The sequence below is a fragment of the Arthrobacter sp. SPT-J7 genome (genome assembly GCF_059089965.1).
In genome coordinates this window covers 1-649 of the sequence record NZ_JBNHFF010000527.1, presented here as the reverse complement: position 1 = coordinate 649, position 649 = coordinate 1, and the positions used below count along the sequence as shown (strand labels likewise).

1 pseudogene is annotated in these 649 nt (G+C 63.0%); it reads right to left on the bottom strand.

What is annotated here, in order from left to right:
- Positions 1–5: 5 nt before the first annotated feature.
- Positions 6–649: pseudogene (locus AC5RWX_RS34065) on the bottom strand (response regulator transcription factor); the annotation flags it as partial.

Below are 649 nucleotides of genomic sequence, written 5' to 3'. Positions count from 1 at the left end.
AATTAGGAGATGTAAAGCTCCACGATGTTGGCCTGGCCGCCGAAGTCGTAGTTCCACACGCGGTCCAGGATCTGTGCCTTGCTTATGACGCGCTTGGGATTCTCCATCAGGTAACGGAGCAGCTCGAACTGCGTGGCCGTGAGCTGGAGCTCCTCGCCGGCCCGGGTCACTTCACGGGTATCAACGTTGAGGACGAGGTCTCCCACCACCAATTCGGCCGTGTCCATGGCGGCGACTCCGGAGCGCTGGACCAGGCGGTGCAGCCGAAGCAGGACTTCCTCCATGCTGAACGGCTTGGTGACGTAGTCATCGCCACCGGCCGCCAGACCCACAATCCGGTCCTGCACCGCGTCCTTGGCAGTGAGGAAAAGCGCAGGCACCTCGGGCGAGAACGTGCGGATCCTTCGCAGCAGCTCGACGCCGTCGAACCCTGGGAGCATCACGTCAAGGACCAGGACGTCGGGACGGAAGTCCTTGGCCAGTTTCACTGCTTCAGGGCCGTCGGCTGCCACTGCCACTGACCAGCCAGCCATGCGCAGGCCCATGCTCATCAGCTCCGAAAGGCTTGGCTCGTCGTCGACCACCAAAGCACGGATGGGGGACCCGTCCGGGTGGGAAAGCTCGGGGAGGTTGTTAGTCATGGAGTGCG